The sequence below is a fragment of the Phyllobacterium sp. A18/5-2 genome, from assembly GCF_025452215.1.
Classification (GTDB): Bacteria; Pseudomonadota; Alphaproteobacteria; order Rhizobiales; family Rhizobiaceae; genus Phyllobacterium; species Phyllobacterium sophorae.
The window spans coordinates 184934-200978 of the sequence record NZ_CP104966.1; the positions used below are offsets into that span (position 1 = coordinate 184934).

Here is a 16045-nt window from a genome sequence, read left to right on the forward strand (position 1 = left end):
TGCCTCTTGCCAAATCGGGAGCGGTCCTGATTTGATATGAGCATGGACGACAAGCTCTCCCGCGCCATCGAGAAACGACGTGATGACCTGATCACGCTGACGCGTGAACTCATCCGCTTTCCCACGATCAACCCGCCTGGCGAGGCCTACACACCTTGCGCTGAGTATCTCGCGCAGCGGTTGCAAAAGATCGGCTTCGAAACCCAGTTGATTCGCGGGGAAGGCACACCCGGCGACACTGACCGCTATCCCCGCACCAATGTCGTTGCCCGTTTTGACGGCCGCACCCACGGCCAGACCGTGCATTTCAATTCGCACATCGATGTCGTTGATACCGGCGAAGGTTGGACGGTCGACCCGTTTGAAGGTGTCGTCAAGGACGGCAAGGTCTATGGGCGCGGCGCCTGCGACATGAAGGGCGGACTTGCGGCCTCGATCATCGCTGCGGAAGCTTTTCTCGAAGTCTATCCCGATTTTTCCGGTGCTATCGAGATTTCCGGCACTGTGGACGAGGAATCAGGCGGTTTCGGCGGCGTCGCCTATCTTGCCAGTAAAGGTTTCTTCTCCAAGCCGCGCGTCGATCACGTCATCATTCCTGAACCGCTCAACAAAGATCGCATCTGTCTTGGCCATCGCGGTGTCTGGTGGGCAGAGATCGAGACCAAGGGTGAGATCGCGCACGGCTCAATGCCATTTCTTGGCGATTGCGCGGTCCGCCACATGGGCGCAGTACTTGAAGCCTTCGAAAAGGAACTATTTCCGGCGCTCGAACAGAAACAGACGCGTATGCCCGTGGTGCCGGAGGGCGCGCGCCGGTCGACGATGAACATCAATTCGATCCATGGCGGCCAGACCGATGATTATTCCGGATTGCCTTCTCCCAATGTGCCGGACTCCTGCCTGTTGACCATCGATCGCCGCTTCTTGCTCGAAGAGGACATTGCCGAGGTAAAGCGCGAGGTGACTTCAATCCTCGACCGGCTGCAATGGGAGCGGCCGAAATTTCACTACAACATTCGCGACATCATGGAGGTGCAACCGTTGATGACCGAGCGCGACGCGCCGGTCGTGACAGCCGTTGCCGAAGGCATTCGCGCCGTCTTCAACAAAGAGCCCGACTATGTAATTTCTCCCGGCACCTACGATCAGAAGCATATCGCGCGCATTGGATTGCTGCATGACTGCATCGCCTATGGGCCCGGCATCCTCGACCTCGCGCATCGGCCCGATGAATATGTCGGTATCGAAGACATGATCGAGTCGGCAAAAGTCATGGCACTCGGTTTGAAGGTGTTATTAACCGGGTCGATCTAGACGAGATAAATGTCCATTCCAGTTGCGGCAAAGTGTTCGGGAGACGTTGAATGATGAAATTCTGGAAGTCAGTCCTCGCAGGTGTTGCTATCGCGCTACTCTCGTCCACCGCTTCCTTTGCGGCAAAAACCGATCTGGTGCTTGGCATCGTGCTGGAACCGCCGCACCTCGATCCGACAGCAGGTGCGGCTGCTGCGATTGATGAGGTCGTCTACGCCAATATTTTCGAGGGCCTGACGCGGATCGGAGCGAAAGGCGACGTTCTCCCTGCCCTCGCCGAGAGCTGGACGATGTCCGGCGACGGCAAGATCTACACCTTCAAGCTGCACAAGGACGTAAAATTCCACGACGGCACGGCATTCGATGCCGAGGACGTCAAGTTTTCGCTCGATCGCGCTCACGCCGACAAATCCACAAATGCGCAAAAGGGTCTGTTTGCCGCCATCGACACGGTGGAGGTTGTGGATCCATTGACCGTCAAGGTCACGCTGAAACAGCCGAACGGCGATTTTCTCTATAATATGGGCTGGGGTGATGCGGTGATCGTCGCGCCGGAAAGCGCCGGGACCAACAAGGAAAAGCCGATCGGAACCGGCCCGTTCAAGTTCGATTCCTGGGCCAAGGGCTCACAGATCGTCATCTCGAAGAACCCCGAATACTGGGGTACGCCGGCAGCATTGGAAAAGGCCACATTCCGTGTCATTCCGGATCCGGCAGCGGCCACAGCGGCACTCATGGCCGGCGATGTGCAGGCCTTTCCGGTTTTCCCGAGCTATGAAACTATCGCGCAGTTTCAGGCCGACCCTCGCTTCAAGGTGGTTATAGGTACCACCGAAGGCGAAACGGTCCTCGGCATGAACAACAAGAAGCCACCCTTCGACAATCTGAAGGTGCGTCAAGCCATTGCCCACGCCATCGATCGCAAGGCGCTGATCGACGGCGCGATGTTCGGCCTCGGAACGCCTATCGGCTCATTCTTTCCGCCGCATCACCCAGCCTATCTCGATCTGACATCGGAAACCGCCTATGATCCCGAGCTGTCAAAGAAGCTACTTGCCGAGGCCGGCCACGCTGATGGCTTTAAGACGACGCTGAAATTGCCGCCACCCACCTATGCAAGACGCGGCGGCGAGATCATTGCGGCTGAGCTCCGCGAAATCGGCATCGAAGCCGAGATCATACCGTTGGAGTGGGCCCAGTGGCTCGAACAGGTTTTCAAGGGCAAGGATTACGACATGACGATCGTCTCCCACACCGAGCCCAACGATCTCAACATTTTCGCCCGCGATGATTACTACTTCAACTATGACAATCCGGCGTTCAGGGATTTGATCAAGCAGATCGAAGCAACTTCCGACGCAGAAAAGCGTACGGAACTCTACCAGCAGGCCCAGAAGGTTCTGGCAACCGATGTTCCCGCGGCCTTCCTGTTCCAGCTACCCAAAACCGGCGTATGGGACGCAAAGATCGAGGGGCTGTGGGAAAACGGTCCGATTCAAGCCAACGATCTGACCGCGGTGAAGTGGGCGGAGTGATGTTCGCCAGCGTCGCCAAAATCGAGGCTGATTCATGCTGAGCTACGCGTCAAAGCGCGTTCTGATCGGATTCCTTACGCTGCTGGCAGCATCTGTCGTTGTGTTTGCGGTGCTTGAAGTCGTGCCAGGCGATCCGGCCCGCCTGATGCTCGGCATGAATGCGACCGAAGATGCCGTCCGTACCCTTCAAGAGCAGATGGGGCTCAATCAACCATTGATCACCCGTTATCTCAGCTGGCTAGGTGGCCTCCTTTCAGGCGACCTGGGTAGGTCTTATACCTACTCAGTCCCGGTCATCGATCTGATCACCGAACGCGTCGCGGTTTCGTTGCCGCTTGCCCTGATCTCCTTGGCTCTGTCCACCCTGATTGCCATCCCGGTCGGCCTGTTTTCCGCAGCGCGACGCGGTTCGCTTTCCGATACCGCGACCATGGGCGTTGCCCAGGTGGGTGTCGCCATTCCCAATTTCTGGTTCGCCCTCCTCCTTGTCTATGTTTTCGCAGTGACGCTTCGGCTTGTTCCGGCAGGCGGCTTTCCCGGCTGGCATGCCGGTCTATGGCCTGGCCTCAAGTCCCTGATCCTGCCGTCGATCGCTCTTGCCTTGCCGCAGGCCGCCATCCTGGCACGCATCACCCGTTCAGCCCTACTGGACGTGCTCGGCGAAGACTACATCCGCACGGCCCGCGCCAAGGGACTAAGCCGCCGCAAGGTGCTTTACCGTCATGCGCTGCGCAATGCCCTCATCCCGGTTCTGACCATTCTCGGCTTGCAATTTGCCTTCCTGCTCGCCGGGACGATCATCATCGAGAACGTCTTCTACCTGCCTGGCCTCGGCCGTCTTGTGTTCCAGGCGATCACCCAGCGCGACCTGATTGTTGTCGAAGGCGTGGTCATGGTGCTTGTGGCCACCGTGATCCTGGTCAATCTTCTGGTTGATCTGTCTTATGCCGTCGTCGACCCGCGCCTTCGGAGCCGCGCATGAATACCTCCACCATATGGCGTGAGAATATCGCCAAGGCTCTCTCCAACAGGTCATTTGCCATCGGATTGATCATTACGGGTCTGCTTGCGTTGATTGCGGCACTGTCCTTTGTCTGGACACCCTATGCGGTCGGCACGTTCGACATCGTGGGCAAGCTGAAACCGCCATCCGCGGCCCACTGGCTCGGCACCGACCACTTTGGCAGGGATATTCTCTCGATGATCATGGTTGGCAGCCGCAATTCCATCGCCGTCGCCTTCGTCTCCGTGGTGATCGGCGCAGGCGTCGGCATTCCGCTCGGCCTTTGGGCTGCAGCGCGCGCCGGTGTCCTTGACGAGGTGCTCATGCGCTTCAACGATCTGATCTTTGCTTTCCCCGCGCTCCTTTCGGCGGTCATGATCACGGCTGTCTTCGGACCGGGCGCTGTCAACGCCATCATCGCGATTGGCATATTCAATATTCCGGTCTTCGCCCGTGTCGCCCGCGGCGCGGCGCTGTCGCTCTGGCCGCGTGAATATATTCTGGCTGCCCGTGCGTCGGGCAAAGGGGCGGCGCGCATCACGTTCGAGCATATTCTGCCCAACATGGCGAACCTCCTCGTCGTGCAGGCAACCATCCAGTTCTCGCTCGGTATCCTTGCCGAAGCGGGTCTCTCCTATGTTGGCCTTGGATCCCAGCCGCCGATGCCCAGCTGGGGCCGCATGCTATTCGAGGCGCAGACGATGATCAGCATCGCCCCGCACATGGCCCTGTTTCCCGGTCTCGCCATCGTCACCACCGTTCTTGGTCTCAATTTGCTTGGCGATGGCCTGCGCGATGTCCTTGACCCGAAGCTGTGGCGGGAACGTTGATGGCTTTGCTCGAAATCAAGAACCTGTCATTGAAGATTGGGGCCTTTCAGGCTTTGAAGCGCGTCGATCTCGCCATTGATCCGGGTGAAATCCGCGCATTGGTGGGCGAATCCGGCTCAGGCAAATCCATGACTGCGCTCAGCATTATGAAACTGCTGCCAAGCGGTGCCAAGGCAGAAGGACAAATTCGCTTCAACGGCAAGGACATTTTGGCGGCAAGCGAAGCCGATATGTGCCAGTTGCGTGGCGACGACATCGGCATGGTGTTTCAGGAACCGATGACGGCGCTCAATCCGGTGAAAACCATCGGTGAACAGGTCGCAGAAGGGATCCGGCTACACACACGAGCGAGCCGCGCCGTTGCAGAAGAGCAGACACGCGCCATTCTCGACAGGGTTGGCCTGCCGACTTCAAAGTTTCCGCTTCGCCGCTATCCGCATGAACTCTCCGGTGGCCAACGCCAGCGCGTCGTCATTGCCATCGCCTGTGCACTGAAACCGAAACTGTTGATCGCCGACGAACCGACCACCGCGCTGGATGTCGTCCTGCAAGCCCAAATCCTGGAGCTATTGCAAAGTCTCGTCGACGAACAAAAAATGGGGCTGCTGCTCATCAGTCACGATCTGGCGGTAGTGGCCGACACGGCCCATTCGATAACCATTCTCCGCCATGGCGAGGTGATGGATAATGGTGAGACCACGCAGATCCTGACGGAGCAGACCCATCCCTACACACGCCAGCTGGCGCAGGCCTCGATGCATGTTCCGGATCGGACGAGCCACCAGCATGTTCGAAGCCAGGGTTCTCTGCTTTCGGCCCGCAATCTTGAGCGCAGCTACCGTGGAAGTCGCAGCGGCTTATTTGCCCGGAGCGAAGACACGAAAGCAGTTGACGATGTCAGCTTCGATCTCCAGCCGGGTCAATCCATGGCACTGGTTGGCCGCTCCGGTTGTGGCAAATCCACCTTGGCACGCATGATTCTTGCGCTCGATCGGCCCACTGCCGGTGAGATAAAATTTGGAAATCAACGCATCGACCACCTGAAAGAAGATGCGCTACGTCCTGTCCGCCAAAACATGCAGGTGGTATTTCAGGATCCATATGGGTCGTTCAATCCGAGACACAAGGCAGACCGCCTCGTGGCAGAACCCCTCTACCTGCTGGATCGCCCGCTCTCATCTTCCGAAAAACGCGATCGTATCGATGCGGCACTGGAGCGGGTTGGCATACCGCGAAAGGACCGGGACAAATATCCGCATGAATTTTCCGGTGGCCAGCGTCAACGCCTCGCCATCGCCCGCGCCATCATCACAGAACCGAAGCTGATCGTTGCCGATGAGCCAGTGTCGGCGCTCGATGTGTCGATCCGCGCGCAGATCCTTGACCTTTTCGCCGATCTCAATGGCCGGCTCGGCATCGCCTATCTGTTCATCACCCATGATCTCGCGGTGGCTCGCGCCATCACGGATACGGTCATGATCATGTCCAACGGCAAGATCGTCGAGCGCGGGAATACCGGCGAAGTCTTGCGCAATCCGCAATCCGACGCCGGGCGAGCGCTTGTTCAGGCCTCACCCGATCTGCACAACGCCCTGGCGCGACGTATTGGCGAACAGGGTTAGAGCAGCAGCCCCACGAGGAAAAGGACGAGGATGGCGACAGTGAAGGTCGCAGTCGCGACGCTGAAGATGTTGAGTGCATCCTCGATATTTTCGGCTCCGACATCGCGCCGGCCCGCGCCATTCAGCATCGGCTCATTGGCGGTAACGCCGCCGTAAACGCGCGGGCCCGCCAGCGCTACCTCGATAGCGCCAGCCATCGCGGCCTCCGGCCAACCTGCATTGGGCGAGCGGTGCAGACGCGCATCGCGCATCATCACATTGAACGATCGAAGCGCAGCATCATATCCGTGCACGATCCAGGCCGCGCCGGAAATCAGCAGCCCCGTCAGTCGCGCAGGAACCCAATTGGCCACGTCATCGAGCTTGGCGGCAAAGCGTCCAAAATCGCGATGGCGATCGTTCAGGTGACCAATCATTGAGTCCGAGGTGTTCAGCAGCTTGTAGGCAAGGAGTCCCGGAAGCCCCAGCAAGGCATACCAGAATGCCGGCGCGATGATCCCATCGGACGTATTCTCCGCGAGGCTTTCGATGGCAGCACGGCTGACGCCTGCGTCATCGAGCACTTCCGGGTCTCGTCCAACAATCATCGAGACAGCCCGCCGGGCCCCTATAATTCCCTCGTCGCGCAGCGCATTGGCAACACGGGAGACGTGATCAGCAAGGCTTCGCTGCGCGAGGAACACCGCAACGATAAGAGCTTCGATCAACTCACCAAGAGGAGAGATGGTTCGCAGCGCCACATGCACCAGCCAGCCGACCGCGGCTGCCAGCACAAGCAAGCCCAGCATCGCAAGAAAGCCGTCGCGTCGCCTTTCATAGTCTGAATTGGTCGGCTTGTTGAACCTTTGGTCCACGAAGCTGATAGCCTTGCCGAAGAGGACGACCGGATGTGGAATTCTTTCCCACAACCAGTCCGGATCGCCGAAATAACGATCAGCAAGCAAGGCAAGAAACAGAATCAAGAAATTGATTACCATGAATGATTCGATCCCTCTGAATCAGAATATCAGCTTGAAGCTGTGCTCAGAGCCTTCCCCAGGCGCTGATGCAAGATGTCAGCCGCGTTTTCATCCAATGGCAGACCAAAACGTAGCCATTGTGGCGCATAACCGAATTTTCGCGTGAGAACATGCTGCTTGCAAAGTTCTTCGTGAAGCAGATGCGCCTGCCTGAACTCTACCAGTGAAAACAGCATCGTTCCACCAATCTCGACAACGCCTGCCTCAGCGAGAACGTTCGCAAGCAGTGTACGGCGTACGCTCAGCCGCGCCATATAGTCTGCAAGCAGTTGCTTCTCTGAAAACGCATGCGTTGCAATCGCCAGCGCGGGACCGGATACCGGCCAAGGGCCCAAGCGCGATTTGAGAGCCTGCGCAACAGCGCTCGTCGAAAGCGCAAAGCCAAGACGCAGCCCTCCAAGACCAAAGACCTTGCCGAAGGATTTGAGGACAATCAGCCCATTCATTCCCGCATGCGCGGCGATGCTCACCTCAGGATGCGGATCGGCAAAGGCTTCATCGACGATGAGAAAGCCGCCCCTGCCATCCAGTCGTCTCGCCAAATCTAGCAGAAGATCCACCGCAATCACGCGCCCATCTGGATTGTTCGGATTGACGATGACCGCAGCCTTTGCAGACTGGGGAATGTCATCAACGCTCCGGCAATTCGCAACAGTCCAGCCCGCTTGCCGGAATGACTGCTCATGTTCCTGATAGGTGGGGCCAACAATGGCAATCTCACCCTTGATCATCAGTTCGGGCATTATCTGGATCAGCGCCTGCGTTCCCGGCGCCGCTGAAATTCCGGCATCGCTTCGCATGCCATAGTAGCTGCTTGCTGCACGCAGTGCCGATGCCAGCAGCTTCTCGTCGGGCAACCGATTCCATATCTCGGGCCCGATCGGCGGCAAAGGGAAAACTTCCGGATTGATACCTGTCGAAAGATCAAACCAGTCGTCGATCCCGCCGCCGAAACGCTCCATGGCGCGGTCGAGCGCCCCTCCATGTTCAACCTGCATCATCCCGCCAAATCAATTACGTGCATGTAGGAGCCACAGACCGATCCGACGCGCAGACCCGCCTCATCCAAATCCTCCCCGAGCGCATCCTTGACCTGGAAGAGCCGCAAGGCATCGCCCTCGCGAATTATGCTGGCATAGTGAAACTCGTGCGCTGTCAGCGGAACTTGGAATGGTGAAGCGGCGAGTGGTGCGAGCCGCCGATAGCCGAGATGCAGTCGGCGCTTTGCAAAGCTTGTTTCGACCGGCAACAGCCCCAGCATTTGATGCTTTTCGCCCGCACCATCCTCGATGCTTTCGCCCAGAACCATATACCCGCCGCATTCGCCATAGATGGAAACGCCTTTGGTTGCTGCCTGCCTCATCCCAGATGCAAAATTTGCAGCCTGCGCGAGCTGTCCCGCGTACAGTTCAGGGTAGCCGCCGGGGAGATAAATTGCGTCGCAGGTCTCGGAAGGCGCTTCATTGGCAAGGGGCGAAAAGAAGCTGATCTCCGCGCCCCGCCTGCGCCAGCCATCCAGCAGGTGCAAATAAGAGAAGGCAAAGGCATTGTCGCGGGCAACCGCAATGCGCTGTCCTAGCGGCGGAATTCGCGCGATATTTGCCATGGACGCCGTGGGACCATAGCGGCCAGCGATTTGCTGAATGCGATCAAGATCGATCCGTTCGACGATGACGGAAGCGGCGTAAGCAATGAAATTGTCGAGGCCCACGTGTTCGCCTGCCTGAACAAGGCCGAGGTGCCGTTCTGGCAGTTGCAGTTTCTCGTCGCGCGGCACTGAGCCCAGGACCGGTATGCCCACGGGCTCGAGCGCCGACCTTAGCATGGCATCATGACGGGCGCTGCCGATGCGGTTGAGGATCAGCCCTGCTATCATTACATTGCGGCGAAAATCACGAAATCCGCTGACGAGCGCAGCAACTGAGTGCGATTGCCGGGCACAGTCCAGAACGAGAATGACCGGTAGAGCAAGGCGTGTCGCCAGGTCCGCCGCCGACCCGCTTCCGTCCATTGCCCCGTCGAACAGCCCCATCATACCCTCGACGACAAGCATCTTGCCGCCTTCGATATGGCGGGATGCAAGGGCGCTGATCAGATCTGGCCGCATAGCCCATGGATCGAGATTGACGCAAGGAACGCCGCTTGCGAGCGTGTGGTAGGCGGGATCGATATAGTCGGGACCGGCTTTCGCCGGGGCGATAGCGACTCCAAGATCGTGCAGTGCCCTCAGCAGCCCCAGTGTTACTGTAGTCTTGCCGCTGCCGGAAGCTGGCGCGGCGACGATGACGCCTTTCATCCTGCATCCTTTTCCCGGCGGGTGCCGAGAGGATCCTGCTTGAGCACGCGGCCCTCCACCGCACCGAGCCAGTCGAGAGCGGCGCGCAAGCGCACAACTTCGCCGACGACGACAATGGCAGGCGGCCGAAGACCGGACTGGCTCACTTCCGCCTCGGCTTTCTCCAAAGTCGTCTCCAGCACCTTTTGTTCACCGGTTGTCGCGTTACAGACAAACGCAATCGGTTCATCCTTCGAACGTCCGGCGCCGATCAACCGCGAGGCAATCAGGCCAATGTGTTTCATGGCCATGTACATCACGATCACCGAAGAGCCCTTGGCGATACTACTCCAGTCCATCGAGATCAGGCACCAGACCGGTTGCATCGTGCCCGGTCAAGAAGGTGACGCTCTGGTTGGTTTCACGGTGCGTCACCGGAATGCCCGCATAGGCAAGTCCACCGATCCCAGCAGTGATGCCGGGGACAATCCGGAACGGTACGCCATGTTCAACCAGGGTAAGCGCTTCCTCGCCTCCGCGCCCGAACACGAAAGGATCGCCGCCCTTCAGCCGCAGGACGCGTTTGCCCGAATGCGCCAGCTCAACCAGCCGCAGCGAAATGTCCCGCTGCTGAGGCGACGGTTTGCCGCCGCGCTTGCCGGCATATTCCAAGGTTGAGTCAGGACGGGCGAACGACAGGCAATCTTCATTGACCAGCGCGTCGTAGACCACCACATCAGCCTGTTCGAGCGCATTGACCGCATGCAACGTCAGAAGACCAGGATCCCCCGGCCCTGCCCCGACAAGCCAAACATGTCCCGCTTCAAACTTTGGCAGTTTTGATTTCATTGCGCCCATCGCTCACTGGTCCCTTTTGCGCATAGCACAATTTTTTCTGACCGCAAGCATGAACTTATCGGAAAAATCATGCAACGGGCGGAGAAGCTGGTCTATAAGATCCGTATGAGTGATGAACCGGATGCCGGATTGCGTAAACCAGACGAAACGATCGACCGGCCTTTGCGCAGGGGCTGGACGACGGGTGCGTGCGCAACCGCAGCGACGAAAGCTGCGCTTATTGGTTTGATCACTGGTGAATTTCCCGATCCGGTGGCCATTATCCTGCCCAAGGGTGAGGTCCCGCATTTCCAGCTGGCGATCGAGATCGATCGGCGACGGTTACGCCATGGCAGGCATCGTCAAAGATGCCGGTGATGATCCCGATGTCACACATGGCGCAACCATAATCTCGACCGTATTCCCCGCACCGCCCGGAAGCGGCATCCAGTTTGTCGCAGGCGAAGGCGTCGGTACTGTCACCTTGCCGGGCCTGCCGATCGCACCAGGCGAAGCAGCCATCAACCCCGTACCGCGTCAAATGATGACCAAAATCTGTGAAGAGATTTGTGCGCAGTATGACTTGCCCGCCGATATCATCATCACGATCTCCGTGCCCGAGGGCGAGGAAATCGCCAAGAAAACCTGGAACCCTCGCCTCGGCATTGTCGGCGGCATTTCGATCCTGGGCACAACCGGCATCGTTCATCCTTTTTCCTGCGCTGCCTGGATCCATTCGATCCATCGCGGCATAGACGTGTCGCGCGCGTCGGGATTGACGCATGTCCTTGCCGCGACTGGCTCCACTTCCGAAGATGCAGCGCAAGCCATCTACAACCTTCCGGAAATCGCGCTGCTCGATATGGGTGATTTTGCCGGCGGGCTCCTGAAATATTTGCGCGTACATCCCATTGACCGGCTGACTATCGCTGGAGGCTTTGCCAAACTGACGAAACTGGCGCAAGGTGCGCTCGATCTTCATTCGGGACGCAGCCAGGTGAGTATGACGTTTCTGGCCGATGAAGCGGAAAAGCTTGGTCTCGACCCAAATATGAGAGAGCGGATTCTGAATGCCAACACTGCGCAGGAAGTGCTTGAATTGACTCAAAGTCTCGGGATCGATCTCGCCAAGCCGATCGCTGCGAAGGCCAGGCAAACAGCACTTGCCACTCTCAAGGGAGCGCCGGTCGAGGTGGAAGTGATCGTCACCGATCGCAAAGGCACAGTGCTCTCCCGTGTCTGATCGTCCGATCCTCATTCTTGGCGGCACCGCGGAGGCTTCGAAACTCGCCACTCTGCTCGTAGCGCAAGGCCGCCGCGTAATTTCATCGCTCGCAGGGCGCACACGCGATCCAGCAAAACTCGAGGGTGAAGTTCGCACCGGCGGGTTTGGCGGCGCAAGAGGGCTCACGGGCTACATTGCGCGCGAGAATGTATCGCTGCTCATCGATGCCACCCATCCCTTCGCAACGCAAATCTCTGACAATGCACTCGTGGCAGTGGCTTCGACCCAAGTTCCGTTCGTCCGCTTGGAACGGCCGGCATGGCACCCAAAGCCCGGTGACCGATGGACAAGCGTTGCATCGCTTGAGGAGGCAGTCGCTGCCATCCCTACAAGGGCTCGCGTACTGCTCGCCCTAGGACGCCAGCACATTGCCTCCTTCTCCCGTCGCGGTGATGTGCATTTCGTGGTCCGCATGATCGACCCGCCAGAAACACCGCTCGATCTCGTCGATTTCGAGTTGGAGCTCTCAAGGCCCGGCAAAGTGGAAGATGAGACAGCTTTCCTGACGAAGAAGCGTCTAACACTTATCGTCTGCCGCAACTCCGGTGGCTCTGCCTCCTATACGAAGATCAAAGCCGCTCGTGATCTCGGCCTGCCTGTCATCATGATCGACCGGCCGCACCGCCCCGGCACACACACACTGATAGATATCGAAAGTGTAAGTCAGTTCGTCGACGAGATTTTGGGTTCACTCCGGGCGCGAACGTAACGTGTGGCTGTGATCCTTGTGGTACAGCGCTGAGTCCCGAAACGCGTCGGCCGACAAACCGCGCCCGACAAAGATCATGGCAGACCGGCTGAGGCCCGATGCCTTTACCTTGTCCGCAATATCGCCAAGCGTCCCATGGATGAACTGTTCGTCAGGCCATCCAACGCGATAGGCAACAATCACAGGGCAATCTGCACCATAGAGCGGCGTGAGCTCGGTTTCTATGCGCGTCAGATTGCGGATCGACAGGTGAATGACCAGCGTCGCGCCGGATTTCCCGAGTGTGGCCAGATCTTCTCCCTCCGGCATGGCCGACGATTTCATTGATGTGCGCGTCAAGATGATTGTCTGGCACACTTCCGGGACCGTCAGTTCCTTCTTCAAGGCAGCAGCAGCGGCTGCGAATGCCGGAACGCCCGGCGTCACGTCATAGGCGATGCCGAGCGCATCGAGGCGTCGCATTTGTTCAGCGACCGCCCCATAGATCGACGGATCACCCGAATGTACCCGCGCCACTTCCTTGCCTTCGGCGTGCGCCCGCTCGATCTCACTGATGATCTCGTCCAGCGTGAGCGATGAGGTGTCGATCACCCTCGCGCCATCAGGTACCTCCGCCACCATTTCCGGTGGGACCAGCGACCCGGCATAGAGGCAGACTGGACAGGACTGGATAAGTTTCAGGCCGCGCACGGTGATAAGATCCGGTGCACCGGGACCTGCGCCGATAAAGTGAACTTTCATTGTCTCAACTCGCCTATCTCTGCCAATGCGCCGGTGGCGTGAGCGGATTTGGTCTTTCCGACCACCAGTACGCCATCCGAACCTGCGGCCGCAAGCGCAGCCGCTTCCGCCACACCATGGCAGCCGACCAGAGCAAAAACCCGTTCCGATGGATTGAGCAGTCGGGGCGTCTGTTCCTCCAGGCTTTCAGCACTGAAGAATGTCAACGGCAAGCCGAAGTATTCCGCGGCTTGCAAAAGGGCCGGTTCGCTCCGGCGTTGATCGATTGAATATATTCCAATCACATCGCTGGCCTTGACGCCGGCGACTTTCAGAATACGTTCGATCAGGGATAAAACCTCTTGCGGATCGCATCCGCGCTCGCAGCCAATACCAAGCGCGTAAATTGGCCGGGGCATCAGTGCCTCTTGTGCAATTCTTCGGGTGTCACGCCCAGGAGATCCGCGGTGGTGCGAATCAGATTGGCCTCTTGGGGATCAAGATCATTGTCTGCATTTGCAATCACCAGAAGGTGACGCAGCAGCGACACCTTGCGATCAAACGGCACATCGGCAAAGGCCAGCGCAGCTTGCTTGCTCGTCGTCTCGTAACCGAAGTCCTTGAGATATTCTGCCACCTCAGCAAATTCGTCGCGCGGAATACCGAAATCACTCTCCGCGATACCCAGAATAGCAGCATATTCGGTCTTGTCCGTCTTGCCGTCCGCCAATGCCACATGCAGCAAAAGCAAGAGCTCGGCCGTCAACACCGGATCATCGGCGACCTTTTGCACCGCACTTTTTGCTCCGAGATAAGCGGTAATCCGATCAAAAATGCTTTCGCTCATTGTACCCCCAACTGTCCTTTAAGATTGATTGCAGCGCGGACCCGCAAATTCAAGTGCCGAAACAGCACACCTGGCGGCGATCTCGCATACTGCGAGGCATCCGTACGCCAAAACTGCTCGCCAAACGCAAAAATCTGGCTATGGTCCGCCGCGTTGCACAGAGACCCTCCCCATGTCCGCCTTCCTCGAAAACGTACCACCACTCCTGATTTTCGCTGCGTTCGTCGCAGGCTTCATCGACTCGATTGCTGGAGGCGGAGGCCTCGTAACAGTGCCGGCCTTGCTTTTGGCTGGTCTTTCGCCCGTCGAATCCCTTGGGACGAACAAGCTGCAGTCGCTGTTTGGCTCGGCCTCGGCCACAATCGCCTATGCGCAAAAGGGACATGTCGACCTCAAGAGCCAACTACCGTCTGCGCTCATGTCCGCGCTTGGAGCCATTGGCGGAGCTCTGTTGGCAGGCTTCTTGCCTGGGGATGTGCTACGTGCCTTCCTGCCGGTCCTGCTGATCGCGATTGCCATCTATTTTGCGGTCAAACCCAATATGGACGACGTGGATCGTGCGCGCCGTGTCACGCCATTCCTGTTCGGACTTACCATCGTGCCGCTCATAGGCTTCTATGATGGGCTGTTTGGTCCGGGAACCGGCTCTTTTTTTCATGCTGAGTTTTGTCTCGCTTGCCGGTTACGGCCTGCTCAAGGCTACGGCCCATACCAAGCTTCTGAATTTCGCATCCAATCTTGGCGGCTTTCTTACGTTTGCATTTCTTGGCGTGATCAACTGGAAGATCGGTTTGCTGATGGGCATCGCTCAGTTCGCCGGAGCCCGCGTTGGTGCCAGTCTGGCAATGAAATCCGGCGCAGCAATCATAAAGCCGTTATTGATCGTCGTCTGCTTGGCGCTGGCCACCAAACTTCTCTATGCCGACAATCCCTGGGGAACATGGCTCGCTGCGCTCTTCAGAACCGCAGGCTCAGTAGGATAACGCCTCCGGCGATCAACAAAACGCCGAGCCAGTTGAGTCCGGAAAGCTTCTCTCCGAGAAAAGCGACGCCAAAGATCGCCACCATGACGATGGAAAGCTTGTCGATAGGGGCCACCCGCGCCGCATCACCGATTTTGAGCGCACGAAAATATGCAAGCCAGGAAGCCCCTGTCGCCAGCCCTGACAGAATAAGAAATGTCCACGTCTTGGTGGAAATTGCCGACAAGCCCTGCCATTGGCCGCTGACTGTCAGGAACACGCATAGCGCTCCGATAATAACAAAGGTCCGGATCAGCGTTGCAAAATCGGAGTTGATGTTCTCGATACCAACCTTGGCAAATATGGCGGTCAGGGCTGCAAACATCGCAGAAACGACCGCCCAGAATTGCCAGCTGTCGGCCATCAGAACTCAATTCCCTTCTGGGCCTTGATGCCGGAACGGAACGGATGCTTGATCATTTCCATCTCAGTGACGAGGTCGGCAAACTCGATAAGTTCGTCTTTGGCGTTTCGTCCCGTGATGATCACATGTTTCATGTGCGGCTTCTGCTTCAAAACCTCGATGATTTCTTCTACGGGCAGATAGTCATAGCGCAAGGCGATATTCAATTCGTCGCAGAGCACCAGTTCCGTTTCGTCGTCGAGGATCATTGCCTTCGCCTGCTCCCAGGCATTGCGCGCCATGGCGATGTCGCGTGCGCGATCCTGCGTCTCCCAGGTAAACCCCTCGCCCATTGCTGAGATAGTCACCTGTTCCGGAAATTTTTCCAGAACCCAGCGTTCACCCGTATCCCATGAGCCCTTCACAAACTGCACGACGCCGATCTTCATCCCATGGCCGAGCGCGCGGAAGACGACGCCAAAGCCGGCTGTGGATTTGCCCTTGCCTTTGCCGGTATTGACGATCACGAGACCTTTTTCATCAGTCTTGGTCGCCAGAATCTTGTCACGCACCGCCTTCTTCTTGCGCATCTTGTCGGCGTGGCGCTCGTTTATTTCCGCTTCGGTCAGATTCTGCAATTTTTGTGATTTTTCAGCCATTTGGCGTTTCCTTCCAGAATCAAAT

At 58.0% G+C, this 16045-nt stretch carries 14 protein-coding genes and 3 pseudogenes; 8 read left to right on the forward strand and 9 right to left on the reverse strand.

The window, feature by feature from the left end; genetic code table 11:
- Nucleotides 1-42: 42 nt before the first annotated feature.
- From N8E89_RS01000 to N8E89_RS01020, 5 genes are read left to right on the forward strand one after another with little or no spacing between them, the layout of a single operon-like run.
- Complete coding sequence (locus N8E89_RS01000; protein WP_262260885.1) at nt 43-1314, forward strand: acetylornithine deacetylase/succinyl-diaminopimelate desuccinylase family protein; 1272 nt, start codon at nt 43-45, stop codon at nt 1312-1314.
- Between the two features lie 53 nt (nt 1315-1367).
- The gene (locus tag N8E89_RS01005) at nt 1368-2849 is read left to right on the forward strand and encodes an ABC transporter substrate-binding protein (protein WP_262261985.1); all 1482 of its coding nucleotides are present in this window, start codon (nt 1368-1370) and stop codon (nt 2847-2849) included.
- A gap of 34 nt (nt 2850-2883) precedes the next feature.
- Nucleotides 2884-3831 (forward strand): ABC transporter permease, encoded by a 948-nt coding sequence (locus N8E89_RS01010; protein ID WP_106662872.1) that lies wholly within the window; start codon nt 2884-2886, stop codon nt 3829-3831.
- On the forward strand, nt 3828-4682 hold the full coding sequence (locus N8E89_RS01015) for an ABC transporter permease (protein WP_262260886.1): 855 nt from the start codon (nt 3828-3830) through the stop codon (nt 4680-4682). Before N8E89_RS01010 ends, N8E89_RS01015 begins: the two co-directional genes overlap by 4 nt.
- Entirely contained in the window at nt 4682-6304 is a 1623-nt protein-coding gene (locus N8E89_RS01020) for an ABC transporter ATP-binding protein (RefSeq protein ID WP_262260887.1), read from the forward strand. Before N8E89_RS01015 ends, N8E89_RS01020 begins: the two co-directional genes overlap by 1 nt.
- On the opposite strand, the gene cbiB is transcribed toward N8E89_RS01020, so the two are convergent.
- From cbiB to cobA, 4 genes and pseudogenes are all read right to left on the reverse strand, one after another.
- Complete coding sequence (cbiB, locus tag N8E89_RS01025; protein WP_106662869.1) at nt 6301-7281, reverse strand: adenosylcobinamide-phosphate synthase CbiB; 981 nt, start codon at nt 7279-7281, stop codon at nt 6301-6303. The genes N8E89_RS01020 and cbiB overlap by 4 nt on opposite strands.
- Nucleotides 7282-7310: 29 nt before the next feature.
- Nucleotides 7311-8321 carry a threonine-phosphate decarboxylase CobD gene (gene cobD, locus N8E89_RS01030; protein ID WP_262261987.1) on the reverse strand — a complete coding sequence of 337 codons (1011 nt, stop codon included), beginning with the start codon at nt 8319-8321 and terminating at the stop codon, nt 7311-7313.
- A complete protein-coding gene (locus N8E89_RS01035; RefSeq protein ID WP_262260888.1) occupies nt 8321-9619 on the reverse strand; it encodes a cobyrinic acid a,c-diamide synthase CobB in 1299 nt (432 codons plus the stop codon). Before N8E89_RS01035 ends, cobD begins: the two co-directional genes overlap by 1 nt.
- Nucleotides 9616-10456 (reverse strand): annotated as a pseudogene (cobA, locus tag N8E89_RS01040) (uroporphyrinogen-III C-methyltransferase). The gene N8E89_RS01035 and the pseudogene cobA overlap by 4 nt, the downstream one beginning before the upstream one ends.
- 105 nt (nt 10457-10561) lie before the next feature.
- Between cobA and N8E89_RS01045 the strand changes: the two are divergent.
- Both N8E89_RS01045 and N8E89_RS01050 read left to right on the forward strand, forming a co-directional pair.
- A pseudogene (locus N8E89_RS01045) lies at nt 10562-11678 on the forward strand (cobalt-precorrin-5B (C(1))-methyltransferase).
- Nucleotides 11671-12429, forward strand: a complete 759-nt coding sequence (locus N8E89_RS01050; protein WP_106662865.1) for a cobalt-precorrin-6A reductase — start codon at nt 11671-11673, stop codon at nt 12427-12429. The pseudogene N8E89_RS01045 and the gene N8E89_RS01050 overlap by 8 nt, the downstream one beginning before the upstream one ends.
- On the opposite strand, the gene cobM is transcribed toward N8E89_RS01050, so the two are convergent.
- Genes cobM through N8E89_RS01065 form a run of 3 tightly spaced genes read right to left on the reverse strand, consistent with a single transcriptional unit; the run spans nt 12409 to nt 13996 of the window.
- On the reverse strand, nt 12409-13170 hold the full coding sequence (gene cobM, locus N8E89_RS01055) for a precorrin-4 C(11)-methyltransferase (RefSeq protein ID WP_262260890.1): 762 nt from the start codon (nt 13168-13170) through the stop codon (nt 12409-12411). The two genes, N8E89_RS01050 and cobM, sit on opposite strands and share 21 nt — an antisense overlap.
- The gene (locus N8E89_RS01060; RefSeq protein WP_262260891.1) at nt 13167-13568 is read right to left on the reverse strand and encodes a cobalamin biosynthesis protein; all 402 of its coding nucleotides are present in this window, start codon (nt 13566-13568) and stop codon (nt 13167-13169) included. Before N8E89_RS01060 ends, cobM begins: the two co-directional genes overlap by 4 nt.
- Nucleotides 13568-13996 carry a tellurite resistance TerB family protein gene (locus tag N8E89_RS01065; RefSeq protein WP_262260893.1) on the reverse strand — a complete coding sequence of 143 codons (429 nt, stop codon included), beginning with the start codon at nt 13994-13996 and terminating at the stop codon, nt 13568-13570. The genes N8E89_RS01060 and N8E89_RS01065 overlap by 1 nt, the downstream gene beginning before the upstream one ends.
- Before the next feature lie 172 nt (nt 13997-14168).
- On the opposite strand from N8E89_RS01065, the pseudogene N8E89_RS01070 reads away from it, so the two are divergent.
- Nucleotides 14169-14979: pseudogene (locus N8E89_RS01070) on the forward strand (TSUP family transporter).
- Here the strand turns inward: N8E89_RS01070 and N8E89_RS01075 are convergent.
- Both N8E89_RS01075 and cobO read right to left on the reverse strand, forming a co-directional pair.
- Entirely contained in the window at nt 14954-15382 is a 429-nt protein-coding gene (locus N8E89_RS01075; protein ID WP_106662860.1) for an EamA family transporter, read from the reverse strand. The pseudogene N8E89_RS01070 and the gene N8E89_RS01075 overlap by 26 nt on opposite strands.
- The gene (gene cobO, locus N8E89_RS01080) at nt 15382-16020 is read right to left on the reverse strand and encodes a cob(I)yrinic acid a,c-diamide adenosyltransferase (protein WP_106662859.1); all 639 of its coding nucleotides are present in this window, start codon (nt 16018-16020) and stop codon (nt 15382-15384) included. The genes N8E89_RS01075 and cobO overlap by 1 nt, the downstream gene beginning before the upstream one ends.
- Nucleotides 16021-16045 lie beyond the last annotated feature (25 nt).

Excerpts from the sequence above, each read along its gene's own strand:
- N8E89_RS01000 (WP_262260885.1), top strand. The coding sequence starts at position 43 with ATGGACGACAAGCTCTCCCGCGCCATCGAGAAACGACGTGATGACCTG.
- N8E89_RS01005 (WP_262261985.1), top strand. The coding sequence starts at position 1,368 with ATGAAATTCTGGAAGTCAGTCCTCGCAGGTGTTGCTATCGCGCTACTC.
- N8E89_RS01010 (WP_106662872.1), top strand. The coding sequence starts at position 2,884 with ATGCTGAGCTACGCGTCAAAGCGCGTTCTGATCGGATTCCTTACGCTG.
- N8E89_RS01015 (WP_262260886.1), top strand. The coding sequence starts at position 3,828 with ATGAATACCTCCACCATATGGCGTGAGAATATCGCCAAGGCTCTCTCC.
- N8E89_RS01020 (WP_262260887.1), top strand. The coding sequence starts at position 4,682 with ATGGCTTTGCTCGAAATCAAGAACCTGTCATTGAAGATTGGGGCCTTT.
- cbiB (WP_106662869.1), bottom strand. The coding sequence starts at position 7,281 with ATGGTAATCAATTTCTTGATTCTGTTTCTTGCCTTGCTTGCTGATCGT.
- cobD (WP_262261987.1), bottom strand. The coding sequence starts at position 8,321 with ATGCAGGTTGAACATGGAGGGGCGCTCGACCGCGCCATGGAGCGTTTC.
- N8E89_RS01035 (WP_262260888.1), bottom strand. The coding sequence starts at position 9,619 with ATGAAAGGCGTCATCGTCGCCGCGCCAGCTTCCGGCAGCGGCAAGACT.
- cobM (WP_262260890.1), bottom strand. The coding sequence starts at position 13,170 with ATGAAAGTTCACTTTATCGGCGCAGGTCCCGGTGCACCGGATCTTATC.
- N8E89_RS01060 (WP_262260891.1), bottom strand. The coding sequence starts at position 13,568 with ATGCCCCGGCCAATTTACGCGCTTGGTATTGGCTGCGAGCGCGGATGC.
- N8E89_RS01065 (WP_262260893.1), bottom strand. The coding sequence starts at position 13,996 with ATGAGCGAAAGCATTTTTGATCGGATTACCGCTTATCTCGGAGCAAAA.
- N8E89_RS01075 (WP_106662860.1), bottom strand. The coding sequence starts at position 15,382 with ATGGCCGACAGCTGGCAATTCTGGGCGGTCGTTTCTGCGATGTTTGCA.
- cobO (WP_106662859.1), bottom strand. The coding sequence starts at position 16,020 with ATGGCTGAAAAATCACAAAAATTGCAGAATCTGACCGAAGCGGAAATA.